Genomic DNA, 25,333 nt, shown 5'->3' on the forward strand with positions numbered 1-25,333 from the left:
CATGGCCATGAATTTGTGCGCATCGACCTGGCGGCGCATGCTGTGCGCCGCAGTCGGAGCCTTGGCCTTGGGCGCCCAGGCGAAGGCCGGAGAGCTCTTGATCAGTCAGCAGCTGCTTCCGGGCGGTGAGCTGGAAATCCGTTACACGCCTCCCGAGGGTGTGCATGAGCTGAGTTTTTTCGATGCCGACCGGGACGCTCACAAGCGCTGGCGCGGCGAGATGATGAAGCCGCAAGGCTCATGCACAGAGCTGACGGCGACCGGCATCCGGCTGCGCCAAGAGCCCGACTGCCGCAGCGCCGTGCTGCGCCTGAAGGCGCGCGTTTTGGCGCTGGATGCGACCTACGAAGCGGCCCAGCCGCTCAGCGACTCCAGCGGCGTGCTCGCTTACAGCGGCCATGCAGCGGTCCTACTCAAGGGCCATGGCTTGCGTTGGCGCTGGCTGCCGCCGCAAGGCGGCATCGTCATCCATCAGGGCCGTGTGGAGCGCGCGCCCGTCGAGCAAAGCGCGAGCGCGGAGCAAGTGGATCGCGTCCTGGCCGGCGCCTCTCGCGATGAAGTCCGTGCTCTCGGCGTGGCCCAGTATGTGTACATGGGAAGTTCCACGGGACTGCTCGCCTTGCCCGGTGTCAATGTCCTGGTCGACCCGGTCCTGGATAACGCACGAGTTGCACGCATACGAAAAGTGCTCGACTACACCTTGGCCCGCCTGACCCAACTCTATGGTGCGGCCTTGCCCGGGCCGGGCGCGGTGGTCACCGCGGTATCGGACCTGCCTGGGTTTCACGGCGACACCACGGCAGGTCGCATGATGCGCCTGCGCCTGCCACGGACGCTGGAGACCATGCCCGGAACCGCCTTGGAAGGTTTCGTCACGCATGAGGTGGTGCATTGGTGGAACAGCGGACTGTTCGGCACCGATCAGCAGCGCCCTTGGCTGCACGAGGGCCATGCCGAATGGATGGCTCGCCTGCTCTTGCGCGAGCAGTCGCTGTTGGATGCAGCGGAGCTGCGTGCCGATATCGAGTCGAACCTGAACAACTGTGTGGCCGCTCGCGGTGCGCAAGTGGCTGCCGCGATGAAGCCGGGACGCCAAGGTGACGACGCCTATGCCTGCGGCATGAGTCTGATGCTGCTCGGCCAGGCCCAGCGCACGGCCCGCGACGACAAGCCGTCGGCCTTGGCTCAGATGGGGCCGCTGCACAGCAAGGACCGCCCGCTGGACGTGGCCGCCTTTGTGGCCTGGGCCGATGCCGGTTCCGCCGCGGCTGCGATGGCGCAGCTCTTGCAGGACCCGCAGCAGCCTTTTGCCAGCGGACTCTTGGCGCGCCTTCAAGCGCTGGGCCTTGCCGATCCCGAGCCGGTGCAGCGCAGCGAGCAGCTGCCCTTGGGCATGCGCAGGCAGTCGGCCGCCGCGCTGATGTCCGCCTTGATGGGCAGCGATTGCGGCGGCTCTGTCGGTTTCTGGACCTTGCCCCAGGCCTTCAGGTTGGACCCAGCTGTGCAGTGCCGCAGCCTTCGTGTCACTGGCGAGGTTGAGTCCTTGGCAGGGCAGCCGGTGCTGGCCGACCCTGTGGCGGCATATGCGGCTGTGGCAAAGACATGTCAGGGCGGGCAACCGATCGCAGTTCGCTATGCAGCGGGCCCGGACACCGAGCTGGCTTGCCCATCGAGCTTGCCGACGCCGCCTATGAATCAAATGATTCGCCTGCGGGCAGACGCTTTGCGTCGACTGGGGCTGTGAGCCCCATGCAATACAAGCCGGACGCATTTCCGGGCCAAGAGGAGACCAAGCCATGTTTAAGAAGATCCTGATCGCCAACCGCGGCGAAATCGCTTGCCGCGTGGCGGCCACTGCGCGCCGCATCGGCGTGAAGACCGTGGCCGTCTATTCCGAGGCCGATGCCCAGGCCCGCCATGTGCAGGCTTGCGACGAAGCGGTGCTGATCGGCGGCCCGGCGCCGCGCGATTCCTACCTGCAATGGCAACGCATCATCGATGCCGCCAAGGCCACCGGCGCCGAAGCCGTCCATCCAGGCTATGGCTTTCTGAGCGAGAACGAGGAGTTCGCGCAGGCCTGCGCCGCGCATGGCCTGGTCTTCATCGGCCCGCCGGCCAGCGCCATCCAGGCCATGGGCTTGAAGGCTGAGTCCAAGCGCTTGATGGAAGCGGCCGGTGTACCCCTAGTGCCCGGCTACCACGGCGCCGACCAAGACCCGGCCCTGCTCGAAGCCGAGGCCGTGCGCATCGGTTTCCCTGTCTTGATCAAGGCCAGCGCTGGCGGTGGGGGCAAGGGCATGCGGGCCGTGCACAACGCCGACGAGTTCGATGCCGCGCTGGCCTCCTGCAAGCGCGAGGCCATCAACAGCTTTGGTGACGATGCGGTGCTGATCGAGCGTTATGTGCAACGCCCTCGCCATATTGAGATCCAGGTGTTTGGCGATAACTTCGGCGACTGTGTCTACCTCTTTGAGCGTGATTGCTCGGTCCAGCGCCGCCATCAGAAGGTGCTGGAAGAAGCGCCCGCTCCTGGCATGACCGCAGAGCGCCGCGCCCAGATGGGTGGCGCGGCCGTCGCGGCGGCCAAGGCCGTGGGCTACAGCGGCGCCGGCACGGTGGAGTTCATCTGCGAGCAAGACGGGCGCTTCTATTTCATGGAGATGAACACGCGCCTGCAGGTCGAGCATCCGGTCACGGAAGCGATCACCGGCCAGGATTTGGTCGAATGGCAGCTGCGCGTGGCCTCGGGCGAGCCCTTGCCGCTGAAGCAGGAGCAGCTGACCATGCATGGCCATGCCATCGAAGCGCGCATTTGCGCCGAGAACCCTGAAGCAGGTTTCCTTCCGGCCACTGGCGCGCTGAACGTGGCGCGCTGGCCCGAGCATGTGGCTTTTGAGCGCGGCCCGGTGCGGATCGATGCCGGAGTGGGCGAGGGCGATGCCATCAGCCCCTTCTACGATTCCATGGTCGCCAAGTTGATCGTCTGGGGTGAGGACCGTGCCCAGGCCCTGGCCCGCTTGGACGCTGCCCTGCGCGACACCCACATCGTCGGCCTGCAGACCAATGTGGCCTTTCTGCGCCGCTGCGCCGCCACGGCCTCGTTTGCCAGCGCCGATCTGGACACAGCCCTGATCGAGCGCGAACGCGCGGCTCTGTTTGAACAGCCGGGCCTGCCACTGCAGATCAGCTCGGCCGCCGTGGTTGCCCACACCCTGGCCGTCGAGGCGCAGCAACAAGATGCCGACCCTTGGAGCCGTCGCGACGGCTGGCGCTTGTTCGGCGCCTCGGCGCGCCGCTTCGATCTGGAGATCGCTGGTCAGCGCCACGCGGTGCTGCTGTCTCGCCACCACCAGGGCGGCATGCAGCTGAGCATCAATGGCGGCGAGGCCCTGGCTTTTGCTGTCAACTCCAGCAGCCTGGAGCGCCATGAGCTGCTCTTGGGCTCTGGCCTGGCGCAACAGCGTGTGCTGGTGAACAGCTATGCCGACGGCGAAACCGTGGCCGTGTTCGCTCCGCAAGGCAGTGCCTACATCACCGAAATTGATGCCCTGGCCCATGCCGGTGACGGCGCGGCCGAGGCCGGCCGCCTGACGGCGCCGATGCCGGGCAAGCTGGTCAGCTTCCTGGCCGCGGTGGGTGATAAGGTAAGCAAGGGCCAGCCCCTGGCCGTGATGGAAGCCATGAAGATGGAGCACACCATCAATGCGCCCAAGGACGGCGTGGTGGCCGAGTTGCTGTTTGCCGTGGGCGACCAGATCGGCGATGGTGCCGAGTTGCTGCGCATGGAGGCCTGAGATGAATTTGCCCAATCACGTCACCCTCGTCGATGTCGGCCCGCGCGACGGCCTGCAAAACGAGAAAGAGCCGGTTTCCACCGCGCACAAGGCGCAGCTGGTGGCCATGCTGCAAGGCGCCGGCCTGAAGGAAATCGAGGTCACCAGCTTTGTGTCGCCCAAATGGGTGCCGCAAATGGCCGACAACGCGGCCGTGATGGCCGCCATCGAGCGCCAGCCCGGCGTTCGCTATTCGGTGCTAACGCCGAATATGAAGGGACTGGAGTCGGCCCTGCTGACCCGGCCCGACGAAGTGGTGGTGTTCGCCGCCGCCTCCGAAGCCTTCAGCCAGAAGAACATCAACTGCAGCATTGCCGAAAGCATTGAGCGCTTCGCGCCGGTGGTCGAGGCCGCGCATGCCGCCGGCATCAAGGTGCGCGGCGCCTTGTCCTGCGCCGTGGGTTGCCCTTACGAGGGCGATATCAGCGCCGATCAGGTGGAGCGTGTGGTGCTGCTGATGAAGGCCATCGGCGTTGATCATCTGGGCGTGGCGGACACCATCGGCGTGGGCACACCGCGCAAGGTGCAGGCCGCGATGGAGCGCGCACTCAAGCACTATCCGCTGGTCGAGGTCAGCGGCCATTTCCACGACACCTACGGCCAAGCGCTGGCCAATATCTACGCTTGCCTGGAGCTGGGCGTGCACCATTTCGACACCAGCGTGGCCGGACTGGGCGGCTGCCCGTATGCCAAGGGCGCCACCGGCAATGTGGCCAGCGAGGATGTGGTCTTCATGCTGAACGGCCTGGGCATTGAGACCGGCATCGACCTCGACAAGCTGGTCGACGCCGGCGCCTTCATCTCCGGCGTGCTGGGCCGACAACCGGTGTCGCGCGTGGCGCGGGCGCTGCTGGCCAAGCGCGCCGGCTGAAGCTGCGTTGAAGCGTGCCGCCAGGCATGGGCCAACTGGCTCATGCCCGGTAACAAGCGGGTCACTCCGAGGTCACGGCATTTGAGGACACTCGCCGCTGCAGGTCTTGCACCAAGACAGCAGTCGCCAGTTCTTCAAGCCCGCTATTCGGAGTTGCCTTCATGACATTCGCCCCCTCTCGTATTGCCGCCGCCATCGCCGGCCTCGGTCTTCTCGCCCTGAGCCAGGCCGCTTCGGCCGGCCTGAGCCATTTCTCCAACTTCACGCCCATGGTCGGCAATGTGGCCGCCGGCGCCTTGCCCGAGACCGCGCCCTTCCAGCTGTCTTCGCCCAAGTTCAGCCAGACCATCTTGGCTGACCGCGCGACACAGAACAGCCTGGTGCCCGGCAGCAACTCCGGCTCCTGGGACATGATCACCGCCAATGAGACCGGCGCTGATCGTGGCCGTTACTTGTTCATGCCCTTCGAGACCGGCACCGGCGGCGTGCAGCGCGTGGACCTGTGGAACAAGGACTACGCCACCCGTACCGTGACCGTGGTGGCGCCCGGCACGCAAAATTTTGTGTCCGGTGATGCCTCGCGTTGGACCCCTTGGGGCAGCTATGTCACGGCCGAAGAGTCCTGGGGCTCTAACAGCACCCGTGGTCGCCTGTTCGAACTGACCAACGCCACCACGGCCACAGCCAATGGCGGCAACTTCATCCAGCGCAGCATCCTGCCGCGCGTCTCGCACGAAGGCCTGGCGTTCGACAAGAACAACAGCCTGTACTTTGTCGATGAACTCAATGGCGGCGCCATCTACAAATACGTGTCGGCCAATCCCAATGCGAACAATGGCAATGACTACTTTGCAGCCGGCCAGACCTTCGCGCTGAGAGTGGGTGCAGGCGGCCAGTTCGAGGGCAACACGGGCTCGGCCATCACCGGCGCAGCCTCCTGGGTGGCGATCACCAACGCCAGCGGCGGCGCCTTGGCGGGTGTCTCCACCGTTTTGGCCGACGGCACGATTGACGGCCGCGTCACCGCCGATCACGCCAGCGTGCGCGGCACCGGCTACAACCGCCCCGAAGATCTGGAGATCCGCACCCTGGCCGATGGCAAGCAGATCGTCTACTTCACGACCACCGACTCCGACAATGATGCCAACAGCAGCAATGGCCGTGGCCGCGTCTACTCGCTGAACCTGGACAGCACCGAGGTCAAGCTCTTCGCTGACAACAGCAGCATCGACATGGCCACCGGCCAGAAGGTGGGTGCCACTTGGAGCAACCCGGACAACCTGGCCATCGACGCCGACGGCAATATCTATGTGATCGAAGACCAGGACGGCGGCAAGGCCGACATCTGGTTCGCCAAGGACAGCGACGGTGACGGCGTGGCCGAATCGGTTGGCAAGTGGGCGAGCCTGAGCACCGTGGGTGCCGAGCCCACCGGCCTGTACTTTGACACGCTGAACCCCAATGTGGCTTATGTGAACGTGCAGCACCCCGGCAGCGGTGTTGACCGCCTGGTGCAGATCACGGCCGTGCCTGAGCCGCAAACCTACGCCATGCTGCTGGGTGGCCTGGGCCTGCTGGGCTTCGTGGCGCGCCGCCGCAATAGCCGCCAGGCCTGATTGCCCGCAGTGACTGAAGCGGCCTGAGCGTTGACCCGCTCGGGCCGGCAGCGACCGGAATTTCCCGCTTCGGCCTTTGGGCGGCGGGACCGGTCGCTTTTCTATTTGGCCTGCAATGGCTGCTTCGGCGCAGCCATGCGGGCGGGCTAGGGCGTCTTTCGCAGCGCGGCAACTGTGCTTTCCGCTTGGGCGCATCTTTTGGGCGCAGAATGTTTTCGTTCATTTGGAGCGAAGAATGCCGCAGCTGCCAAGTCCCCCCGCCACACCCGCCGAGCGTTGGGCTTGGCTGCGGGCCGAGCAGGCCCGCTACTGGGGTGAGCCCAGTCAGGCCGGCGATCAGCTTCCGGCGACGCTCGCTCTGTTCGAACAGCTGAAACAAGAGGCGCCCAGTGAATTCGGGGTGGCGCTGGTGGCTCATTTGGTCTGCCTGCTGGATGAGGAATTGCAGGGGCAAACCACGGCGCCGCTTTTGGCCATTGGCCTGGGCTGGACCGAGTTGGGGCTGGGTGCCTCCTACCGCATCTATTTGCTCGCCAAGAGTTGTCACCTTCATGCCTTCATCGGCGAGGTGGAGCAGGCGGCCCTGCTGTTGGCGCGCTTGACTGATCTGAATGCGGAGGCCGCGACTGCGCCGGAGGATAGAGCCCACTACCAGATCGCGCTGGCCGCCTGTCTTTGCGTGAAGCAGGAAACTCAGCGCGAGATTGAGTGCCTGCTGGCGGCCTCAGCGCTCTACCAAGAGGCAGCGTATCCGGGGCCGTGGGTGGTGGCCCTCACGGATCTCGCCCTGGCCTACCGGCGCCAAGGTGACTTTGAGCGGCGACTGCAGGCCTCTCAGGCGGCCGTGAAGTTCAGTGTCCAGCAGCGGCGCTGGGCTGAGGCCTGCAATGCCTTGACGGGCGTGGCCGAGGCCTTTTTGGAAATGGGCGACTATGGCCAGGCGCAGCAAGCCGTGAGCAGCGCGAGTGCCTACTTGGCCCGCATCAGCGACTATGCGCGGCGGCGCTTCGAGCCCGAAGTCTTGGCCGCGCAGGCCAAGTGCTGCGCCGCCAGCCAGGACTTCGCCGGTGCAGCGCAGCTGATGCAGCAAAGCATTGCCGGCCTGGCGAGCTTGCAGAGCAAGAACGCTCATCACGCGCGGAGGCTCAGGGAGCTGGCGCCTTGGCTGATGCAGATCGGCGATGGGGAGGGGGCCTTGCTGGCACTTGAGCAAGCCCATGCCTGGGAGCTGAGCGATCTGCGCTTGTCAAGCCAAAGGGCGTTGACGATGGCGCTTGAGAAGGCGGAGCTGCACCATGCCCAGGTCGACCGAGAACATGCCCAAGCGCATGCCAAGGCGCTGGAGCACAAGAATCAGGCTTTGAGTGAGTCGCTTCAGTTGCAACGTGACTTGCAAGACGAATTGATTGCGAGCAGCCGCCTGGCATCGCTCGGCAGCTTGTTGGCAGGGGTTGCGCATGAGTTGAACACGCCTCTGGGCGTTGCTCTGACGGCGCTGAGTAGCTTGGTGGCGCGGGGGCAAGCCCTTGAGCAGCGTTTGCAGCAAGGGGCGGTCTCGCGCTCGGGCCTGCAGGCGGATGTGCTCGCCCTGACGACAGGCGGCGCTTTGTCGCTGAGCAACGTCGAGCGTGCAATCAAGCTGATCGCCACATACAAGGAATTCGTCGCTGAGTTGCCCGAGCCGCGGCTGGATCTTGCCGCCAAGGAGCCACTCGAAACGCTGGTCCATGCCGCTTGGCGCGAGGCCTTGGGCCCCAGCAGCGCGCTCAGCCTGGAGCTAGATCTGGCCGAGCCATTGAACGTGGCCAGTGGGGTCATCCATGATGTGCTGGTGCAGCTGTTTCAAAACGTGGCGCGCCATGCTTACCCGCCCGGGCAGGCGGGCTTGGTGCGGGTCAGCGCCGGGCGCACCGGCCATCAGCTGTGGCTATCCGTGCAAGACCAGGGGCGCGGCATTGCTGCCGATCTGCTGCCGCGTGTGTTCGACCCCTACGTATCCACCCAGTTTGGTCAAGGTCGCAGCGGCCTGGGCCTGTTCAAAGCCCAGGCTCAGGTCAGCAAAGAACTCAAAGGCCGCCTGAGCGTGAAGAGCGCGCCGGGGCAGGGGGCGCGCTTTGAGATCGAGTGGCTGCAGCTGGAGCTTCCTGCGCAGGAAGCGCCTTCGCCAGCGCAGCCCTCTTCGCCTTGAGCTGATCAGCGCGCTCGGCTAGATCGGCGGGAGCGTCGTTCCAGCCCTAGCCTTGCAGATGCCGGCGCAGAAAGTCCAGCGTGCGTTGCCAGGCCGAGTCGGCGCAGGCCGCGTCGTAGACATGCTCACGGCTGCTGTTGAAGAAGCCGTGGGCGGCCGGGTAGTGATGGATGTCGGCGCCCGGCGGCAGCAGGGCCACAAAGGCTTTCACGGCCTCGGGCGTGCACCAGTCGTCGATGTCGGCGTAATGGCCTTGGAAGGGAATGCCTACGTCCTGCGGCGCGGCAAAGTCGGCCGGCGGCATGCCGTAAAAACAGCTGGCGGCAGACAGCCCTTTCACATGCACGGCCGCGGCCACCGTCAGCGCGCCGCCCATGCAAAAGCCGCTCACGCCCACCTTGGGGCAGCCGGCTGCGCCGCGCAAATAGGCCAGTGCGCCGGCCAGGTCTTGGTGGGTGGCATCGGCAAAGCTCAGGCCGCTCATCAAGTGGCTGGCTTCGTCGGCATCGCTGGCCTGGCGGCCGCGGTAGAGGTCGGGCGCCAGGGTGGTGAAACCGGCGGCGGCATAGCGGTCTGCGGTGGCGCGGATGTTGTCGTTCAGCCCCCACCATTCCTGCAAGAGGATCAGGCCAGGGGCATTGGCTGCCGCAGCACGGGCGAGGTAGGCGGGGCTGGACGCGCCGTCGGGGCGCGTGAATTCGATCATCTGTCCCATCTTCTTTGCTCCTGCTTGGAATGAGGCTGCCATCCTACTCAGCGATTCGGCTGCGGAATGCTTTTGGCGTGGACTATTGCTGGCGCAGGCACTCTTCCAGCTTCATGCCGGTCAACTGCTTGATGCCGCGCGCCAGGTAGAACAGCACGCCCATCATCATCAAGGTGGACGGGATGGCGATGACGGGCCAGCTCAGCAAGTTCATGCGACCCAGCTCGGCGTTGAAGGCCTCGGTGCCGGCGGGGCTTTGCACCACCCAGCGCGCCAGGGCGTAGTTCATCGTGCTGGAGAAGGCGAAGCTGCCCGCCAGCATCCAGGTGCCCAGGCGCAGGCAGCGCTCAAACGCGGCGGTGGCGCCGCGCACGGCCAGGGCGGTCTCGATACGCGGCACGTCCATGATTTGCGGGTTGAATACCAGCAGGCGGATCAGCGGTTTGCGTGTCATGGCGGAAATCAGCACCACCAGGCCGATCAGGCCCGGCACGGCCGCTTCCTTAACGGCCAACCATTGCGCATCCAGGGCCAGCAGGCCGATGCCACCGGTCATCAAGGTGCTGAGTACGCCCAAGCCCGCCATCCAGCTGAAGCGGCGTTCGCGCACTGCCGTGCGCAAGGCCCAGAACAGCGGCATGGACAGGGCCAGCAAAAGCGCGCCCATGGTTCCCAGGCGCTCCGGGCCGCTGAGCTGCATCAGCACCAAGGAGGGCGCCAGCAAGGTCACCAGCAGTTCGGTGAAGGTGTTGGCGGGGTGCGGGCTGGCGCTGGCGCTAGAACTGGGAGGTGTGGCGTTTGACATGGTGGCCGGACTGTACGCGCCCGTGCTGTCCGGCGGTCGGCCGGCAGTTGTTTGTCGATTCGGCATTCGCCCGCACGATGAAGCAGGACGGCTAAATCAGGCCGGATCGCGCACCCGCTGGGTGAACCACCACATATGGCCGTCGGGGTCTTGCGCGCCGTAGCTGCGGTCGGCCCAGTACTCGGGGCCATAGTCATGCAATTCCGGCTCGGCCAGGATGATGGCGCCGGCCGCCCGGGCCTGCGCGCAATGGGCCTCGACATCGTCGACAAACAGCATCAGGCACTGCGTGTTGGCGCCACCCACGGCCAGCGGGCTGCGGCAGGGGATGCCGAACTTAGGCTCGCGCTCGGCCCCGCCTTCGCCCACCATGATCATGGCTTCGCCATAAAGCAGCTGGCTATGCAAGACCCGGCTGCCGTCGGGGCTCATGACCTGGATGGCCACTTCAAAGCCGAAGGCGTCGACCAGCCAGTCGATGGCTTGGCTGGCGTTGGCATAAAACACGCTGCTGCTCAGGCGCGGCCAGCCGGCCGGTGGGGGTGTTTGGGGTGACATGGCGTGGGTCTCAGAAGAGGAGGCTTGCATGCTACCGCCGCTCAGGCCCGCTGGGCGATGCCAGCCCCTTATCCCTGCTGCCCGGCGCCGGCGGCCTTGCCTTGCTGAGACGGGATCAGCAGGCGCAGGCCCAGGCCGCGCCCGTCTAGCCCGGCGACAAAGCTCAGCGTCGCGCCGTCCCGCTCGGCCACCCGTTTGACGATGGCCAGGCCCAGGCCGGTGCCTTGCTCGGCGCTGCCGGGCACGCGGTAGAAGCGCTCGAAGACCCGTTCACGCAATTCAGGCGCGATACCGCGGCCGTTGTCGCGCACGCCGAATGCCAACACATCGCCTTGCCGGCTGAGGCTCACTTCTACCCGGCCGCCGGGCGCGGTGTAGCGGATCGCGTTGTCGATCAAGTTGTCGGCGATCGAACAGAACCCTTCGGGCTCGAGCCGAAAGGGCAAGTGTTCGGGCGCGTTCAGTGACAGCTCAATGCCGCGTGGCCGTGCCAGACCGGCCAGCAGCGCGACGCGGCCGCGCAGCAGGCTCGCGGCATCAAGCTCGATTGGCTCGGGCTTGGTCGGGGATGCCTCGGCGCGAGCCAGGGTCAGCAACTGGGCCAGCAGATGGGAAACGCGGGCAATGCCCTGTGTGAGTGCTGCGGCCGCCTCGCCCCGGGCTTGGGCGTCCGCTTCGCTGAGCAGCAGATGCGCTTGGGCGTTGACTGCGGCCAGCGGCGTGCGCAGCTCGTGCGCCGCGTCGGCCAGGAAGCGGCGCTCCTTGTCCAGCCTTTGGGCTTCATGGGCCAGCAGCTCGTTGAGCTCACGCAGCACGGGGGCGGTTTCGGCATAGAGCCGGTCCACCTGTACCGGCGCCAGGTCGCCAGCGCGGCGCTGGGCAATGCGCTCCGCCAGTTGAGCCAGCGGGCGCAAGCCGACGCGCACGCTCAGCCAGATCACCAAGCCATGCCAGAGAAAGACGCCCAGCTGTGATGTCAGCACCTGCCAGAGCAGGGGCAGCATGGCGCTTGGGGCCAACTCGCGTGGCGCGGCTATCAGCAACGTGCGGCCGAGGCCGGGCTCCGAGCGCTGTACCTGCCAGTTGAGTGTTTCGCCGAAGGCGCTTGCGGCATCGAGTCGGGTGGGAGGGGCATTCGCGCTGCGGTAGATCAGGCGACCCTCGTGGTCCCACAGCTGGTAGGCGGGACGCAGGCCTTGGGCGAACTCTTCGTCCAGGCCTTGCAGGGCCATGGCCGCGCCTTCGGTGCTAGCCATGCGTTGCGGCAGCTCATACTCAGGGCTCAAGGCGGCGCTGGCCATCACCGTGCTCATGCCTTGCAAGCGGGTTTGCACCTCGCCCACGCCGCGCCAGGTCAGTAATCCGGCCAGGGCCAACCAGGCCAGCACCAGGGCAAGTGCTTGCCAGGCGATCAGGCGCTGGATCAGCGACGGGTGTTGTCCATCAAGCCTCCCGCTCGCGGACACCGGCGCATTGCTCATGTGCCGGCCCCCGCGAGTTCGAGCACATAACCAACACCGCGCACGGTGCTGATCCACTCATTGCCTAGCTTCTTGCGCAGCTTGTAGACGTGAACGTCGGTGGCGTTGCTGTCTAGCGTGTCGCTGAGTTGGTGGCGCGCTTCGATCTGAGCGCGCGTCAGCACCCGGCCGGGTTCGGCGGCCAGGGCCAGCAAGATGTCGTATTCGCGGGCCGATAAGGTGACCTCCTGCGCGTTCAGCAGCACGCGCCGGCGCGCGGTGTCTATGCTCAAAGGCCCGAGCTGCCAGACATTGCTGGCCTGACCGCTTTGCCGACGCAATAGCGCACGCACGCGGGAAAGCAGTTCTTCCATCGCGAAGGGCTTACCGAGGTAGTCGTCGGCGCCGGCGTCCAGGCCTTGCACTCGTTCGCCGACGCTGTCGCGTGCGGTCAGCAGCATGACCGGCGTTTGCCGCCCGAGTTGGCGAAACCAGGCCAGCACATCCAGGCCAAGCTCGTCGGGCAGGCCGATGTCGAGCAGCAGCAGCGCGAAGTCCATATCGCCGAGAAAGCGTCGCGCGTCACTGCCATTGCGCAGCCACACCACATGGTGGCCGGCCAGGGTCAATACGCGCTGGAGTGAGTTACCCAGCGGCAGATCGTCTTCGACAAGCAAGATGTTGGACATGGTGCGGGCTAGAGCGTCGATGGCCGGGGATTCTAGGAGTGGCGTGCCTGCGTTTTGGCGGCTTGGCCCTGCGGTCTTCATCGCAGCTTCATGTTGGCGCGCGCACCGGCTGTGCGGCTTCATCTGAGCTTCATGCGCGCCTTTGCACACTGCCGTCATCACCCACCACTCTCAATGAAACGCACTATGAAAGTTCCTTCAATTTATGGATCGAGTGCAGCGCTGCTGCTGTGTTCTCTGGCCTTTTTGGCTGCCTGTGGCGGCAGCAGCGAAGAAGACGGCCGCATGCTGGTTGACGGCATTGGCCAGAAGGAAACCTTGAACAAGGTCGGCAGCTACGACATTGAAATCACCGGCGCACGCAACGAGGTGCAGATCAGTGCCGGCAACACGGTCCGGAATTTGCTGGTGACGGGGCTGCACAACACCATCCGCGTCAACAAGACGGCCACGGTGCTGCACATCGATCTCACCGGCACCGGCAACACCGTCTATATCCCTTTGGGGCTGCAGGCCAAGATCACCAAATCGGGCTCCAACAACGATGTGATCGAAGTGGAGTGATGCCGCTCACGCGACTGCCGTTTACCGGCTCCTTGTTTCAGCCCCAGACCTTATGAACGTACGCCTCATGATGAAATCGCAAGCACTCCCTCGACGACTGGCCATCCTGGCCTTGGCGCTGCACGCCCTGCTCGGCAGCGCGCTGCAGGCCCAAACTCCAGCGACCCCGCCCGCAGTAGAGCTGCCGCCCGCCTCCGCTTGGTCGCACCAGTGGGGCGGTGGCTTGGCCATGTTTCCCAGCTATGCCGGGTCCAAGCAGATGATTGTCTTACCCCTGCCGGTGCTTGAATCGCAGTACCGAGACTGGTTCTACATCAGCAGCGTGCGCGGCCTCGGTCTGCAGTTTCGCCCATTGGCTGCCTTGCAGCTGGGGGTGGCGGTGGCGCCCGATATCAATGTGCGCCGGTCTGAGGACTTGCCCGCGGCCTACCGTCAGTTGGACACGATTCCAATGGCGCCCGCGCTGCGCTGGAATGCCGAGCTAGGCTTGGGGCGCCTGCAGTTGCAGGCGGCCTTGAGCACGCGTTTGGCGCGCCGGGAGCAGGTCGGCGAAGGCAGCTCGCTTGAGCTCTCCGGCGACTTCGGTTTGTTGGCGCTGCCAACGCTGCAGCTGGCTGTGGGTGCAAGCGCCCAGCTGATGGACGAGCGCCTGGCTCAAGCGATGTTTGGCCTCAGCGCGCCGCAGGCGGCCAAGCTTGGCGTGCCGAGTTATCAGGTGGGCGAGGGGCTGGTCAGCGCGGGCCTGTTCGCCCGCCTGAGCTACCGGCTCAACGATCAATGGCTGTTGCGATCAAAGCTCGGTGTCCACCAGTTGCAAGGCGACGCTGCCAGGAGCCCGCTGTTACAGCGCCGCTGGCAGCCCGAGCTCTTTGTATTGATCAGCCGGCCCTTCTGAGCCAGGCGGCCGCCGCTTATGTCCGACCTAAAACCTTGGCCACCGGGTTGGGTCGCAGACGGAAGGCGTCCGGCAGACCTGAGCCCAGCAGAGGGCGCAAGTAGAGGCGGAAGGCATCGGTCACATCGGTGCCGCTGGCGCTGATGAATTCGTCTTCCATCACGCGGGTCTTGCCGGCCACCGCCGTCAGCGGCAGCAACTCGTAATCGACCGAGTAGTTGCCCACCCGCTTGATCGCCACCGAACCATCGCGCTGGCCGTGGAAGGCGAATTGCACTGCCTTTTCGCCGACCTCGCGGGCCTCGCGTTGATCCACGTCGGAGACGCAGCCGATGAAGCTGCGCTGCAGATAGCCGAAGGTGTCGCCCCGCACCCGCTTGATTTTGAGGCGGGATTTGATTTGCTCGCACAGCAGATCGGCCAGGGCGCCGGTGCCAGAGAGCTGCACATTGCCATGGGCGTCGCGGTCCAGCTGGGTGCTGAGCTGAGCGAGTATGGGCTCGCCGGCGGCGTCGTGGATGCCCTCGGAAACGGCGATGACGCAGCGGCCATGGCGCTCGTACATGGCTTTCACATCGGCCAGAAAGCGTTCCAGCTCGAACACCCGCTCGGGCAGGTAAATCAGGTGCGGGCCGTCGTCAGGGAACTTCTTGCCCAAGGCCGATGCCGCGGTCAGAAAGCCCGCATGGCGGCCCATCACCACACCGAGGTAGACCCCGGGCAGGGCAGCGTTGTCGAGGTTGGCGCCGGCGAAGGCCTGGGCCACAAAGCGGGCGGCGGAGGGGAAGCCGGGCGTGTGGTCGTTCTCCACCAAGTCGTTGTCAATCGTCTTGGGGATGTGGATGCAGCGCAGTGGATAGTTAGCGGCCGCTGCTTCCTCGCTGACGATGCGCACGCTGTCGGAGGAGTCGTTGCCGCCGATATTGAAGAAGTGGGTGATGCCGTGGGCCTGCAGCACCTTGAAGATCTGGTGGCAGTAGGCCGCGTCAGGCTTGTCGCGGGTGGAGCCCAGGGCGGAGGAGGGGGTGCCGGCCACCAGTTCCAAGTTGTGGCTGGTTTCCTGGCCCAGATCAACGAAGTCTTCGTTGATGATGCCGCGCATGCCGTGCCAGGCGCCGTAGACGGCCTCGACCTTGGCCTGGCGGCGCGCCTCCAGCACCACGCCCACCAGCGACTGGTTGATGACGGCGGTGGGGCCGCCACCTTGGGCGACGAGGATTTTGGCTGGCTTCATGCGTGAACTCCTGCTGCTTCCATCGGACTATGCCCTGAGTGTGCCGTGCCGCCGCAGGGCGCCGCACATCAGTTTCCCTTATGGCGATGAAGGGCGTGTGATGCCGCTTCACTTTCGTGGCCTTCGGTCGTACAACTGCGAGGCCTATAACCGGCCAACGAGCCACAAGGAGACTGTGATGAGCCAAAACAAGATGACGGTAGGGTGCCCCAAAGAGATCAAGAACCACGAGTACCGGGTGGGCCTGACACCGGCAAGCGTGCGCGAACTGACATCGCGCGGCCACAAGGTGCTGATGCAGACCGGCGCGGGGGCTGCGATTGGTTTGTTGGACGAGCATTACTTGGCCGCCGGCGCCACACTGGCGCCCGATGCGGCCACCGTGTTCGCCCAGGCCGACATGATCGTCAAGGTCAAGGAGCCGCAGCCGCAGGAGTGCGCCATGCTGCGCCCGGGCCAGATCCTCTACACCTATTTGCATCTGGCGCCTGACCCTGAGCAGACGGCGGCCCTGGTCAAGTCCGGTGCCATCTGCATTGCGTATGAAACGGTCACCGGCCCGGGCGGCGGCTTGCCCTTGCTGGCGCCGATGAGCGAGGTGGCCGGCCGCATGTCGATTCAGGCGGGTGCCGCACATCTGGAGAAGAGCAAGGGCGGCATGGGCGTGCTGCTGGGCGGCGTACCCGGCGTGGCGCCTGCGCATGTGGTGATTCTGGGCGCCGGCGTGGTCGGCACCCATGCCTTGCAGATGGCTGTCGGCATGGGCGCGCGCGTCACCGTGCTGGACAAGAGCGTGGACCGCTTGCGACAGCTGGACTTGGTGTTCGGCAACCGCATCAGCACCCAATATTCGAATGTGCAAAGCGTGGAAGAGGCGGTGCTGTCGGCTGACCTGGTGATCGGCGGCGTGCTGATCCCGGGCGCTTCCGCGCCCAAGCTGGTGACGCGGGCGATGGTCGCGCGCATGAAGAAGGGCGCCGTGGTGGTGGATGTGGCCATCGACCAGGGCGGCTGTTTTGAGACCTCGCACGCCACCACCCATGCCGATCCGACCTTTGTGGTCGACGGCGTGGTGCATTACTGCGTGGCCAATATGCCCGGCGCGGTGGCGCGCACCTCGACCTTCGCGCTCAACAATGCCACCATCGGCCATGCCGTGGCCTTGGCCGACAAGGGCTGGAAGCAGGCCTTGAAGGACAACCCGCATCTGCGCGCCGGCCTCAATGTGGCGCAGGGCAAGCTGACCTACGAGGCGGTGGCGCGGGACTTGGGATACGAGTATGTGCCCCCAGATAGCCTCTTGAGCTGATACGCGCTATCGTTGCCTGATGAACTCGCTGCAGCAAAGCCCGCCCGGGCTTTGCCGGCAGGTTCTTCAGCCGAGCGTAGATCGGCTGACTCAGATGGCCTCAATAACTCAAGGAGTGAACACCATGGCAGAGATCCCCACCGTTCAAAGTGACCGTTTGATTAGCGATTTGCACGCGGTTGTGGCCGAGGCCGAGTCGCTGCTGCGGGCGACCGCAGGCTCGGCCGGCGAAGGCGCCACCGAGCTGCGCGCCAAGGTGCAGGCCAGCCTGGACCGTGCCAAGCACAATCTGGCCGATCTGCAGGAAGCTGCCGTGGAGCGTGCCCGCGCTGCGGGCCGCGCCACCGATGCCTATGTGCATGAGAACCCCTGGCAGTCCATCGGCCTGGCGGCCGGTGTGGGCTTGCTCTTGGGCATGTTGATCAGCCGCCGCTGATCCTGGTGCGCTGGCCGCGCCAGGCTGATGCCGCGCGCTTGGCTGGCGCGGCTGGTGCGAGTGCTCGGCAAGCGCCGAGCATTTACTTCAGCGCCGCCGGTTCAGCCGGCGTGCCTCAGGTTTGCTCGGCCGCCAGCGGGTGCTCCATCCAGCGCTCCAACTGCTCTGCCGGCATGGGCCGGGCGAACAAATAGCCCTGGCCTTCGTGGCAGCCCAGGGCCAGCAGTTGCTGGCGCTGCTCTTCGGTTTCGATGCCTTCGGCGATCACCGTCAGGCCCAGGCCGCGACCCAGATTGATGACCATTTGTGCAATCGTCGAGCCGGCGCTGGAGCTTTGCGCTTCCCGCACAAAGGCGCGGTCGATCTTGAGCCGGTCCACATCCAGCTGACGCAGATGGCTCAGCGATGAGAAGCCGGTGCCGAAGTCATCAATCGCCACCGTGATGCCGCAGCGCTTGATGTCCGCCAGGATGTGCATCACCAGCTCGGTGTCTTCCATCGCCATCGATTCGGTGATCTCGAGTTCGAGATTGCGCCCGTCGACGCCGATATCACGCAGCGCGCGCATCAGCATGGCGATGAAGTCCTGGTGGCGGAACTGCGCCAGCGACACATTCACGCACATGCGGAAGTCGGCGTAACCGAGTTCCAGCATGCGCTTGGTTTGATGGCAGGCGGTGCGCAGCACGAACTCGCCAATGCTGATGATCAGGCCAGACTTTTCCGCCAAGGGAATGAATTGGTCGGGCGGCACAAAGCGGCCCTCTTCGGTGCGCCAGCGCAGCAAGGCTTCCGCGCCAATGGCCTTGCCGGTGGCCAAATCCACCTGCGGCTGATAGACCACGAACAAGCGGTTTTCTTCGAAGCCCGCGCGCAAGCCTTTGAGCAGCTTGAAGCGTTCGCGCGCATCGGTGCCCATGGCGGGTGAGAAATACTGTGAGGAGCCGCGATGCTGCAACTTGGCTTGCTTGAGCGCAATTTGCGCGTCCAGCAAGAGCTCGGAGCCCACCGCGGCCGAATCCTCCAGCCGCACCAGGCCGGTGGTGGCCGACAGTTGCAGGCGCTCGCCCGACACTGCGAATTGCTCGATGAACACGGCTTCGATCGATTCGCCGCACACTTGGGCGCTTGGCCCCAGCAGGCCGAAGGTGTCGGCGCCGACGCGGGCCATCGCGGTGTTGAAACCCAGTCGCTCGCCCAGGCGAACCACCACCGCTTGCAAGACCTGGTCGCCGAACTGGTGGCCGAAGGCGTCGTTGATGTCGGAGAAATCGTCGATGTCGATCAAGGCCAGCGTGATGCCGGCTGGATCCTTGAGGTTTTTGTCCAGCAACTCGACGAAGCGGTTGCGGTTGGGCAGGCGCAGCAATTGGTCGTTATAGGCCTGGTCCAGCAACTGGCTGTAAAGCACCACGTTTTCCAGACCGACCGAAATATTGGCGCAAAAGGCGCGCAACAGTCGCTGATCCATTTCGCCCAGGGTGCGGCCCACATCGACCAGCGCGGCCATTGGGCGGCCGTTGGACAGGCCGAAGTAAAGGCAGGTGCCTTCCTCGTAAATGTTCTCGCGCTGTTGCAAGCAGCGTTGCAGCGGATCGCGCACGGCGGAGATGGGTACCGAACTCAGTGGCAGATCCATCAAGCTGCTGTACTGGCCTGCCGCGGCGACGATGCGCACATCGGTGCTGGCGTCGGAGCCCACCTGTGCGCACACCAGGCCCTCGGGCAAGATGCCCAGCATGGCGCAGATCTGTGTCACCACGCCTTCAGAAAAACGGTGCAAGCCGCGCAGGCGGCTCAGCTCGGTGCTGGCCTCCACAATGATTTCCAGGCCGCGCCGGTTGGCTTCCAGCGCGCAGATCTGGCGGTAGGAGCGGATGGCGGCCGTGAGCACCGTGTACAAGCGGGTGCGGGTCAGTTCCGACTTGGTCTTGTAGTCGTTGATGTCATAGGCCTGCACCGTTTCGATTTCGGGCGCATAGCCGGGTTGGCCGGTGCGCAGCACGATGCGCAGGGAGGCCAGTTGCAACTCGTCGCGGATATAGCGCACCAGTTGCAGGCCGGAGTCTTCGGTCTCCATCACCACATCGAGCAGAACGACGGCCAGATCATGCTCATGGGCCAGCACATAGCGGGCTTCGGCCGCGGATCGGGCGTGGACAAAGGTGAGCGGCTGGCCTTCGACCAGCAGGCCTTGCATGGCCAGTTCGGTGGCTTTGTGGACGTCGCTGTCGTCGTCAACGATCAGGATGCGCCAATGACTGGCTGAACCGGCAGGGTCGCGGTCGCCCGGCTCAGGGCCTTCCAGGAATTCCAGCAAATCGTCATCGCCCTGTGCTTCAGGGGGCATCGGACTGTTTGTCTCTTGCATGGGGGGGCTATGCTCCAGCCGATAGATTGACAATGGCACAAGGGTATTCGATTCTGAACTTCATCGCCATGCTCACAACCCTGTGCGCTGATGTGACGCAACACTTGAAAACTCACTTGTAGCAGCATTGTTCACGAAGTGATCCCTGTAAAAAGGGTGGCGTTAGTTTTGATATTGAGGAGATGGCATGAGGGAAGCACGAGAAGAGTCGCCGGAGACGGCCTCGACCAAGGCCGGCGCGGCCGATTCCGTCGAGAGCGGCGGCCTGTTTGGCAGTGTACGGCGCCTGTTTTCGCATGCGCTGGAGATGCTGGAAATCCGCGTCGATATGTTCTCCGTCGAGCTCGAGGCGGAGAAGCTGCGGCTGTTTTCCGCTTTGGTCCAGGCCTTGATGGCCTTGTTGCTGGCCGTGGCGGCGCTGGGCTTGTTCTCGGCGGCCGTGTTGCTGCTCAGCCCGGAGCCATGGCGTTGGCTGGCGGCTTTGCTGCTGGGCGCGGGCTACGCGCTGCTGGCATGGTGGTGCTGGCGGCGAGCGAGCGCCAATATCAGTCAAAAAGGCGGCGCGTTTGCCGGCAGCGTGGCCGAGTTGGCGCGCGACCGTGAAGCTTTGGGAGGCTGAGCATCATGTTTCAACAAGAACTCAATGACCTGAAGCTGCGCCACCTAGCCTTGCGCCTGCGCAGCATCGAGTTGCGTGCCGAGATGCGCAAGGAGGCGCAAACCCTCACTCAGCCGCTGGGCTGGTGGGGTTTGGCCGGTGGCGCCGCGGGCGCGGCGATGTTGCTCAAGGGGCGCGCCCGGCGGCCTGGCCTGGCCCGAATTCTGAGCTTTGTGCAACTGGCGCTGCGGGTGGCCAACCTATTCAGGCAAGCCAAGCAGCAGCCTTGAGGCTGCGCTCAGTGGTCAGTGCTCAGCGCTGGCCTGGTTTCGCTGGTTTGCCCGGCTTGCCTGAGGGGCTGGGTTTGCCGGCGCGGCTAGACGGGCTCGCCGATGCTCCCGCCTTGCCAGCAGCCCCGTGAGGCTTTAGCGGCCGGGTTGATTTGGCTGGTGGGCGCGAGCCGTTGTCACGCGGCGGCAGGCCGGTGTGCTGGGTCAGGATCTGGCCCGGCTGTGGCTGCGCGTTGGGCCGAGACTGGGGCCGCGCTTGCGAAGGGTGGTGCAGCGACTTGGCAACCGGTCGCACTGTTGCCGCGGACGCGCCATGGCCTGCGCCGCCACGCCCGGTAGGCGTCGGCGTAGAGTTTTTGCGTCGCGCGCTCTCGTAGCTGCCGTCGGTGACGGGCTGGTAGCTCGGGATCAGATGATGCTTGCCGTTACCGATCAAGTCGCTGCGGCCCAGGGTCTTGAGCGCTTCGCGCAGCATCGGCCAGTTGTTGGCGTCGTGGTAGCGCAGAAAAGCCTTGTGCAGGCGGCGGCGGCGGTCGCCGCGCACGATGTCCACCACCTCGCTGGTGGCCGGGTCGCGGCTGATCTTCTTGAGCGGGTTGCGGTTCGAGTGATACATGGCCGTGGCCGTGGCCATCGGGCTGGGGTAGAAGGTTTGCACCTGGTCGGCGCGGAAACCATTGCTCTTGAGCCAGACGGCCAGATTCATCATGTCCTCGTCCGAGGTGCCGGGGTGGGCGGCGATGAAGTAGGGAATCAGGTATTGCTTCTTGCCGGCTTCTTCGCTGGCGGCATCAAACATCTTCTTGAAGCGGTCATAGGTGCCGATGCCCGGCTTCATCATCTTGGTGAGCGGGCCGTCCTCGGTGTGCTCGGGTGCGATCTTGAGGTAGCCGCCGACGTGATGCGTGACCAACTCCTTCACATACTCGGGTGACTGCACGGCCAGGTCGTAGCGCAGGCCTGAGCTGATCAGAATCTTCTTCACGCCCTTCAAGGCCCGCGCGCGGCGGTACATCTTGATCAGCGGGTCGTGATTGGTGTTGAGGTTCTGGCAGATGCCGGGGTAGACGCAGGACGGCTTGCGGCAAGCGGCCTCGATCTCGGGGCTCTTGCAGCCGATGCGGTACATATTGGCCGTGGGGCCACCGAGGTCGGAGATGACGCCGGTGAAGCCCTTGACCTTGTCGCGCATCTCCTCGATCTCGCGGATCACCGAGTCTTCCGAGCGGCTTTGGATGATGCGGCCTTCATGCTCGGTGATGGAGCAGAAGGTGCAGCCGCCGAAGCAGCCGCGCATGATGTTGACGCTGAAGCGGATCATCTCCCAGGCGGGAATCTTGGTCTCGCCGTCATGGCTGCCGTTGGCGTCGGCGTAGCTCGGGTGGGGTGAGCGGGCGTAGTTCAGGTCGAATACATGGTCCATCTCCGGCGTGGTCAGCGGGATGGGTGGCGGGTTGATCCAGACATCACGGTCGGCATGGCGCTGCACCAGGGCGCGGGCATTGCCGGGGTTGGTTTCCAAATGCAGCACGCGGTTGGCGTGGGCGTAGAGCACCGGGTCGCTCTTGACCTGCTCGTAGGCCGGCAGGCGGATCACCGTGCGTTCGCGCGGCGGCATTTGGATCTTGCCTGCCAGCGGTGCGGCTGCGGGCTTGCGGTGGATGGTGATGGGCTTGCTGCCGTCACCCGTCTCTTGGCCGGCCTTGACCTGGCCCGTGACGCAGCCGGCGGCTTTTTCCTCGGCGGTCTGCTCGATCGTCTGGTACGGGCTGATGTGCTCGTCCACGCGGCCGGGCATGTCCACCTCGGTCGAGTCCAGCTCGAACCAGCCTTCGGCCGTGGGGTCATTGGTGCGGCGCATGAAGACGGTGCCGCGCACATCGGTGATGCTCTCGATCGGCTGACGCGCGGCCAGGCGGTGTGCCACTTCCACGATGGCGCGCTCGGCATTGCCGTAGACCAGCAGATCGGCCTTGGCATCCACGATCACCGAGCGGCGGACTTTGTCTTGCCAGTAGTCGTAATGGGCAATGCGGCGCAGCGAGGCCTCGATGCCGCCAATCACGATGGGCACATCGTTCCAGGCTTCTTTGCAGCGCTGGGTGTAGACCAGCGTGGCGCGGTCGGGGCGCTTGCCGCCCTGGCCGCCAGGGGTGTAGACGTCATCGCTGCGGATCTTGCGGTCCGCTGTGTAGCGATTGATCATCGAATCCATATTGCCGGCGGCGATGCCAAAGAACAAATTCGGCTTGCCCAGCACCTTGAAGTGGTCGGCACTTTGCCAGTCGGGCTGGGCGATGATGCCGACGCGAAAGCCCTGCGCCTCCAGCGTGCGGCCGATCACGGCCATGCCGAAGCTGGGGTGATCCACATAGGCATCGCCGGTGACGATGATGATGTCGCAGCTGTCCCAGCCGAGTTGCTCCATTTCGGCGCGCGACATCGGCAAGAACGGGGCCGGCCCGAAGCGCTTGGCCCAGAACGGCCGGTAGGCCGTCAAGGCCTTGGTGGCCTTGGCGGATTTGTCGGCGGTGGCTGGCTTGCTGCTGGACTTTTGGGCTTGCATCTTGAAATGGCGCGGCAAAAGCGCAGGCCGACGGGTGGCCGGCTGCGCCTCACTGAATTTGGGGAAGGGTCGATTGTCCCTTGTCCAAGCGCAAACCCCTACAAGGCCTGTGCAATTCAGGGGGCTTGGCTGTGGGCTTTGTGCCGGAAAAGGCCTGAAATGCGAGCGGGATGCGCTTTTTCAGTCGCTCGCGCGGCGTGGGCCGCACAGATTGCCTTGGCCCAGGCGCGCTGACTCTTCGGCTGTCATCGGCGGCAGCAGGGCCTCGCCCTGGTAGCTCAGGGCGGTCAAAAAAGTCTCCACCGTGGATTGGCCAACCGCCACCAAGTCGAAGGACAGGGGGTCCATGCACCACTGGTGCAGCAAACCGTCGACCAAGGCGACCAGCGTCACCGCCGCATTGGCGCTGTTCAGATTGGCGGGCAGTTGCCCCTGCGCCTTGGCATGCTCAAAAGAGGCTTCGTTCTGCGCCCGCCAACCGCGGTGTGAGGCCAGTCGGCGATCCACCAAGGCCTGCATATCGCTGGTGTACTCGACCTTCTGCGTCGAAATTTCGAACACCCGCCTTGCGCGCTCGTTATGCATGGCCGAGTGGAATACGTTGACCAAGCCCCAGCGCAGATCCAGCAGGCTCAGCGCGGGCTCTTCCGTGTCGGTGCCGGGCTCGACCGCAGGGCTCAAGCCCTCTTCCAGCGGCATGGTGGCGCGCTCCATCATGGCGTTGAAGAGCTCAGCCTTGTCTTTGAAATGCCAATAGATGGCCCCGCGGGTCACGCCCGCGTGGAGAGCGATGTCGTGGAGCGAGCAGCGCGAAACGCCGCGTTGCTGAAACAACTGCTCCGCCGCATCAAGGATGCACGTACGGGTTTCCTGCGCTTCTTGCTTGGTTTTCCTGGCCATGACCCTATTCTAAGCAAGATTACATACATGCACGAATGTATGTTTGTATATACTGTCGCTCATTTCGCGGCTTTGGCCCCACGTTTGAACCCAAGTTGTTGTTAGGCAAAGGGGCTTATCGCGCAAAAATGGATCGCTAGCTGCAACTGCCAGGCGCCATGAACTTCTTCATCCAATTGAGCAAGATCAATATGAACCAACAAGCAAGCAACCCTTCGCCCAAGCTGGGCGCTGGCGCACGAGCGCTTTATCTCCTGCCTTTGTGCGTCGCTGTGCTTGCCGCTTTGTCGGCCTGCGGCGGCGGTGACAAGGCAGCGGCCGCGGGCCCAGCCGGTGGCATGCCGCCACCTCCCCAGGTGGGCGTGGTGAAAGCCAGCTTGCAGCCGGTGGCTGTGCAGACCGAGCTGCCGGGTCGGGTTGAAGCCCTGCGCACGGCGCAGGTGCGGGCCCGTGTCAATGGCGTGGTGCTCAAGCGCTTGTTCACCGAAGGCGCCGAAGTGCGCGCCGGCCAGCCGCTGTTCCAGATCGACCCCGCTCCCTACCAAGCCGCGCTGGACAGTGCGCATGCCAGCCTGATCAAGGCGCAAGCGAATTTGAGCCAAGCATCAGCCCAGGCCGAGCGCAACAAGCCGCTGGCCGAAGCCAAGGCCATCAGCCAGCAGGAATACATCACCTCGGTCGCTGCAGCCAAGTCGGCCGAAGCCGATGTGGCTGCCGCCAAGGCCGCCATCCAGACCGCCAAGTTGAATCTCGATTACGCGGCAGTCAGCGCGCCGATCTCTGGCCGCATCGGCCGGGCCTTGGTAACCGAAGGCGCCTTGGTCAGCGCGGCAGAGGCCACGCAACTGGCCCTGATTCAGCAAACCAGCAGCGTCTACGTCAACTTCACCCAAAGCGCCAACGAGGTGCAGCAACTGCGCCGCGCCCTGAGCAACGGCAAGATGCGCGCTGATGCCGCGCAAAGCGCCCAGGTGCGCATCGTGCTGGACGATGGCACCGAACTGGCCAAGCCCGGCAAGCTGCTGTTCACCGACCTGAGTGTGGACCCTACTTCCGGCCAGGTGACCCTGCGCGCCGAAGTGGCCAATGCGAACAACCAATTGCTGCCCGGCCAATATGTGCGTGTGCGCTTGAGCCAAGGCGAGTTGCCGGCCGGCATCTTGCTGCCCCAGCAGGCGGTGACGCGCAGCAACCAGGGCGACTCGGTCCTGGTCGTCGGCCCGGACAACAAGCCCATGCCGCGCAAGGTCAAGGTCGATCGCGGCCAAGGCAATCAATGGGTGGTGCTGGAAGGTCTGCAAGCCGGCGAACAAGTGATCGTGGACGGCTTCCAAAAGATGTTTGTGCCCGGCGCCCCGGTGACCCCGGTGCCGTGGACGCCGGCTGCATCGGCACCTGCCGCCCCAGCAGCATCGGCCGCCAGCGCCGCAGCGCGTTAAGGCGA

20 protein-coding genes and 2 pseudogenes are annotated in these 25,333 nt (G+C 64.9%); 13 read left to right on the plus strand and 9 right to left on the minus strand.

Annotated elements, in window-relative coordinates; translation table 11 throughout:
- The first annotated feature begins 7 nt into the window (after positions 1-7).
- The 6 genes and pseudogenes from AABB87_RS11060 to AABB87_RS11080 all read left to right on the plus strand — a co-directional run bounded on the left by AABB87_RS11060 (position 8) and on the right by AABB87_RS11080 (position 8,508).
- Positions 8-1,744 (plus strand): hypothetical protein, encoded by a 1,737-nt coding sequence (locus AABB87_RS11060; protein WP_341971296.1) that lies wholly within the window; start codon positions 8-10, stop codon positions 1,742-1,744.
- A gap of 52 nt (positions 1,745-1,796) precedes the next feature.
- A complete protein-coding gene (locus AABB87_RS11065) occupies positions 1,797-3,794 on the plus strand; it encodes an acetyl/propionyl/methylcrotonyl-CoA carboxylase subunit alpha (RefSeq protein ID WP_341971297.1) in 1,998 nt (665 codons plus the stop codon).
- Between the two features lies 1 nt (position 3,795).
- On the plus strand, positions 3,796-4,704 hold the full coding sequence (locus AABB87_RS11070) for a hydroxymethylglutaryl-CoA lyase (protein ID WP_341971298.1): 909 nt from the start codon (positions 3,796-3,798) through the stop codon (positions 4,702-4,704).
- Positions 4,705-5,162: 458 nt separating this feature from the next.
- A pseudogene (locus AABB87_RS11075) lies at positions 5,163-6,185 on the plus strand (alkaline phosphatase PhoX); the annotation flags it as partial.
- A 39-nt stretch (positions 6,186-6,224) separates the two neighbouring features.
- Positions 6,225-6,320: pseudogene (locus AABB87_RS23065) on the plus strand (FxDxF family PEP-CTERM protein); the annotation flags it as partial.
- A 235-nt stretch (positions 6,321-6,555) separates the two neighbouring features.
- Positions 6,556-8,508: a HAMP domain-containing sensor histidine kinase gene (locus tag AABB87_RS11080; RefSeq protein ID WP_341971300.1), complete on the plus strand. Its 1,953-nt coding sequence runs from the start codon at positions 6,556-6,558 to the stop codon at positions 8,506-8,508.
- 46 nt (positions 8,509-8,554) lie between these two features.
- On the opposite strand, the gene AABB87_RS11085 is transcribed toward AABB87_RS11080, so the two are convergent.
- The 5 genes from AABB87_RS11085 to AABB87_RS11105 form a co-directional block, all read right to left on the minus strand.
- Positions 8,555-9,223 carry a dienelactone hydrolase family protein gene (locus AABB87_RS11085; protein WP_341971301.1) on the minus strand — a complete coding sequence of 223 codons (669 nt, stop codon included), beginning with the start codon at positions 9,221-9,223 and terminating at the stop codon, positions 8,555-8,557.
- Positions 9,224-9,296: 73 nt separating this feature from the next.
- Positions 9,297-10,019 (minus strand): VC0807 family protein, encoded by a 723-nt coding sequence (locus AABB87_RS11090; RefSeq protein ID WP_341971302.1) that lies wholly within the window; start codon positions 10,017-10,019, stop codon positions 9,297-9,299.
- A gap of 96 nt (positions 10,020-10,115) precedes the next feature.
- Positions 10,116-10,577 carry a VOC family protein gene (locus AABB87_RS11095; protein ID WP_341971303.1) on the minus strand — a complete coding sequence of 154 codons (462 nt, stop codon included), beginning with the start codon at positions 10,575-10,577 and terminating at the stop codon, positions 10,116-10,118.
- Between the two features lie 68 nt (positions 10,578-10,645).
- The gene (locus AABB87_RS11100; RefSeq protein WP_341971304.1) at positions 10,646-12,058 is read right to left on the minus strand and encodes a sensor histidine kinase; all 1,413 of its coding nucleotides are present in this window, start codon (positions 12,056-12,058) and stop codon (positions 10,646-10,648) included.
- On the minus strand, positions 12,055-12,726 hold the full coding sequence (locus AABB87_RS11105; protein ID WP_341971305.1) for a response regulator transcription factor: 672 nt from the start codon (positions 12,724-12,726) through the stop codon (positions 12,055-12,057). Before AABB87_RS11105 ends, AABB87_RS11100 begins: the two co-directional genes overlap by 4 nt.
- Before the next feature lie 186 nt (positions 12,727-12,912).
- Here AABB87_RS11105 and AABB87_RS11110 point away from each other — a divergent pair, with 186 nt between their 5' ends.
- A complete protein-coding gene (locus tag AABB87_RS11110) occupies positions 12,913-13,290 on the plus strand; it encodes a DUF3060 domain-containing protein (RefSeq protein WP_341971306.1) in 378 nt (125 codons plus the stop codon).
- A gap of 67 nt (positions 13,291-13,357) precedes the next feature.
- Positions 13,358-14,185: a MipA/OmpV family protein gene (locus AABB87_RS11115; RefSeq protein WP_341971307.1), complete on the plus strand. Its 828-nt coding sequence runs from the start codon at positions 13,358-13,360 to the stop codon at positions 14,183-14,185.
- Positions 14,186-14,201: 16 nt separating this feature from the next.
- On the opposite strand, the gene AABB87_RS11120 is transcribed toward AABB87_RS11115, so the two are convergent.
- Entirely contained in the window at positions 14,202-15,419 is a 1,218-nt protein-coding gene (locus AABB87_RS11120) for a 6-phosphofructokinase (protein WP_341971308.1), read from the minus strand.
- A 193-nt stretch (positions 15,420-15,612) separates the two neighbouring features.
- Between AABB87_RS11120 and ald the strand changes: the two genes are divergently transcribed.
- Both ald and AABB87_RS11130 read left to right on the plus strand, forming a co-directional pair.
- On the plus strand, positions 15,613-16,728 hold the full coding sequence (ald, locus tag AABB87_RS11125; RefSeq protein ID WP_341971500.1) for an alanine dehydrogenase: 1,116 nt from the start codon (positions 15,613-15,615) through the stop codon (positions 16,726-16,728).
- 124 nt (positions 16,729-16,852) lie between these two features.
- Positions 16,853-17,164, plus strand: coding sequence for a DUF883 family protein (locus AABB87_RS11130; protein ID WP_156422054.1), 312 nt, complete (start codon positions 16,853-16,855; stop codon positions 17,162-17,164).
- A 115-nt stretch (positions 17,165-17,279) separates the two neighbouring features.
- Here AABB87_RS11130 and AABB87_RS11135 read toward each other — a convergent pair whose 3' ends face one another.
- Entirely contained in the window at positions 17,280-19,535 is a 2,256-nt protein-coding gene (locus tag AABB87_RS11135; RefSeq protein WP_341971309.1) for an EAL domain-containing protein, read from the minus strand.
- 187 nt (positions 19,536-19,722) lie between these two features.
- Between AABB87_RS11135 and AABB87_RS11140 the strand changes: the two genes are divergently transcribed.
- Positions 19,723-20,154: a phage holin family protein gene (locus tag AABB87_RS11140; protein ID WP_341971310.1), complete on the plus strand. Its 432-nt coding sequence runs from the start codon at positions 19,723-19,725 to the stop codon at positions 20,152-20,154.
- A 5-nt stretch (positions 20,155-20,159) separates the two neighbouring features.
- The gene (locus AABB87_RS11145) at positions 20,160-20,423 is read left to right on the plus strand and encodes a hypothetical protein (RefSeq protein WP_341971311.1); all 264 of its coding nucleotides are present in this window, start codon (positions 20,160-20,162) and stop codon (positions 20,421-20,423) included.
- 22 nt (positions 20,424-20,445) lie between these two features.
- Here the strand turns inward: AABB87_RS11145 and AABB87_RS11150 are convergent, their stop codons facing one another.
- Together AABB87_RS11150 and AABB87_RS11155 are read right to left on the minus strand one after the other, a co-directional pair.
- Positions 20,446-22,989 (minus strand): YgiQ family radical SAM protein, encoded by a 2,544-nt coding sequence (locus AABB87_RS11150; RefSeq protein WP_341971312.1) that lies wholly within the window; start codon positions 22,987-22,989, stop codon positions 20,446-20,448.
- A gap of 180 nt (positions 22,990-23,169) precedes the next feature.
- Positions 23,170-23,889: a TetR family transcriptional regulator gene (locus AABB87_RS11155; protein WP_341971313.1), complete on the minus strand. Its 720-nt coding sequence runs from the start codon at positions 23,887-23,889 to the stop codon at positions 23,170-23,172.
- Positions 23,890-24,047: 158 nt separating this feature from the next.
- On the opposite strand from AABB87_RS11155, the gene AABB87_RS11160 reads away from it, so the two are divergent.
- Positions 24,048-25,328 (plus strand): efflux RND transporter periplasmic adaptor subunit, encoded by a 1,281-nt coding sequence (locus tag AABB87_RS11160; protein ID WP_341971314.1) that lies wholly within the window; start codon positions 24,048-24,050, stop codon positions 25,326-25,328.
- Positions 25,329-25,333 lie beyond the last annotated feature (5 nt).

This window comes from Roseateles sp. PN1 (assembly GCF_038419725.1).
Lineage (GTDB): Bacteria > Pseudomonadota > Gammaproteobacteria > Burkholderiales > Burkholderiaceae_C > Paucibacter_A.

Bases quoted from the DNA above. Each gene is read 5' to 3' on its own strand.
- AABB87_RS11060 (WP_341971296.1), top strand. From the start codon at position 8: ATGAATTTGTGCGCATCGACCTGGCGGCGCATGCTGTGCGCCGCAGTC.
- AABB87_RS11065 (WP_341971297.1), top strand. From the start codon at position 1,797: ATGTTTAAGAAGATCCTGATCGCCAACCGCGGCGAAATCGCTTGCCGC.
- AABB87_RS11070 (WP_341971298.1), top strand. From the start codon at position 3,796: ATGAATTTGCCCAATCACGTCACCCTCGTCGATGTCGGCCCGCGCGAC.
- AABB87_RS11080 (WP_341971300.1), top strand. From the start codon at position 6,556: ATGCCGCAGCTGCCAAGTCCCCCCGCCACACCCGCCGAGCGTTGGGCT.
- AABB87_RS11085 (WP_341971301.1), bottom strand. From the start codon at position 9,223: ATGGGACAGATGATCGAATTCACGCGCCCCGACGGCGCGTCCAGCCCC.
- AABB87_RS11090 (WP_341971302.1), bottom strand. From the start codon at position 10,019: ATGTCAAACGCCACACCTCCCAGTTCTAGCGCCAGCGCCAGCCCGCAC.
- AABB87_RS11095 (WP_341971303.1), bottom strand. From the start codon at position 10,577: ATGTCACCCCAAACACCCCCACCGGCCGGCTGGCCGCGCCTGAGCAGC.
- AABB87_RS11100 (WP_341971304.1), bottom strand. From the start codon at position 12,058: ATGAGCAATGCGCCGGTGTCCGCGAGCGGGAGGCTTGATGGACAACAC.
- AABB87_RS11105 (WP_341971305.1), bottom strand. From the start codon at position 12,726: ATGTCCAACATCTTGCTTGTCGAAGACGATCTGCCGCTGGGTAACTCA.
- AABB87_RS11110 (WP_341971306.1), top strand. From the start codon at position 12,913: ATGAAAGTTCCTTCAATTTATGGATCGAGTGCAGCGCTGCTGCTGTGT.
- AABB87_RS11115 (WP_341971307.1), top strand. From the start codon at position 13,358: ATGATGAAATCGCAAGCACTCCCTCGACGACTGGCCATCCTGGCCTTG.
- AABB87_RS11120 (WP_341971308.1), bottom strand. From the start codon at position 15,419: ATGAAGCCAGCCAAAATCCTCGTCGCCCAAGGTGGCGGCCCCACCGCC.
- ald (WP_341971500.1), top strand. From the start codon at position 15,613: ATGACGGTAGGGTGCCCCAAAGAGATCAAGAACCACGAGTACCGGGTG.
- AABB87_RS11130 (WP_156422054.1), top strand. From the start codon at position 16,853: ATGGCAGAGATCCCCACCGTTCAAAGTGACCGTTTGATTAGCGATTTG.
- AABB87_RS11135 (WP_341971309.1), bottom strand. From the start codon at position 19,535: ATGCAAGAGACAAACAGTCCGATGCCCCCTGAAGCACAGGGCGATGAC.
- AABB87_RS11140 (WP_341971310.1), top strand. From the start codon at position 19,723: ATGAGGGAAGCACGAGAAGAGTCGCCGGAGACGGCCTCGACCAAGGCC.
- AABB87_RS11145 (WP_341971311.1), top strand. From the start codon at position 20,160: ATGTTTCAACAAGAACTCAATGACCTGAAGCTGCGCCACCTAGCCTTG.
- AABB87_RS11150 (WP_341971312.1), bottom strand. From the start codon at position 22,989: ATGCAAGCCCAAAAGTCCAGCAGCAAGCCAGCCACCGCCGACAAATCC.
- AABB87_RS11155 (WP_341971313.1), bottom strand. From the start codon at position 23,889: ATGGCCAGGAAAACCAAGCAAGAAGCGCAGGAAACCCGTACGTGCATC.
- AABB87_RS11160 (WP_341971314.1), top strand. From the start codon at position 24,048: ATGAACTTCTTCATCCAATTGAGCAAGATCAATATGAACCAACAAGCA.